The sequence below is a fragment of the Photorhabdus heterorhabditis genome (genome assembly GCF_018448905.1).
Classification (GTDB): domain Bacteria; phylum Pseudomonadota; class Gammaproteobacteria; order Enterobacterales; family Enterobacteriaceae; genus Photorhabdus; species Photorhabdus heterorhabditis.
In genome coordinates, this window is the sequence record NZ_RCWA01000156.1 from 1 (window position 1) to 832 (window position 832).

At 52.2% G+C, this 832-nt stretch carries 1 protein-coding gene; it reads left to right on the forward strand.

Annotation, left to right across the window (positions count from 1 at the left end):
- The coding region (locus EAE89_RS23045) for a hemagglutinin repeat-containing protein (protein ID WP_214086672.1) at positions 1-832 on the forward strand (832 nt) is incomplete at both ends.

The following is an 832-nucleotide window of genomic DNA, read 5'->3' on the forward strand; positions in this document are numbered from 1 at the left end:
GAGCTACTGGTGCGTGAAGGCGACATCCAACTGGGATGGAGACAGCCTGAGTCATTATTACCCACCATTTCGGCGGATAATCATTTGCGGATTTCCGCGGGCCGCGATCTGGATCTTGCCGGTATCCGGTTAGCTAAATCCCGTCATCTGACATTCAGTGCGGGCCGTCACCTGGATGCCTACCAAAGTCACTTGAATGCGGCGGGCAATATTCATCTGTTTGCGGGCCAGGATTTAGTTTTGCAGAGAGCGCGGATCAGTGCCGGGCAACAAGTCATGCTCAGTGCGGGTCACGATATCAATATGTCTCGTCCCAATACGCAGCAGGCGTCAGACAGTCTGTTTTATTTATCCGAATTATATGGATTTGACAAACTATTAGCCTTAAAAGAACGGCTGACCTCGGTTGATTTATCCGAATTAGGCACACAAATCACCGCGGGTGATGACCTGCAACTCAGTGCGGGGGGCGATATCGTGGGTAAGATTGCCAGATTAACCTCGACGCAGGGAAATGTGTCGGTTAACGCTGGCCAGGACTTAATTTTCTCTGCCCAAAAATATTCGCCGATGAATGATGGCGATAAACACTACCTGTATGCCGCCAGTGCCATCAACGCGGCCCAAAATCTCACCTTAGTTGCGGCAGGCAACCTATTGACCTCCGGGGCCAGCTTGACATCCGGCAGGGATATGCAGCTGTCTGCGGGGGGGAATGTGCGTTTTGAGTCGCGACAAGAATTTATCCGCGAGGGGAATATTGAGCGCTTTACGCAACACGCCAGTCGGTTGACCAGTGGTGGCGCATTAACTCTCCGCTCTCAGGGCAGTA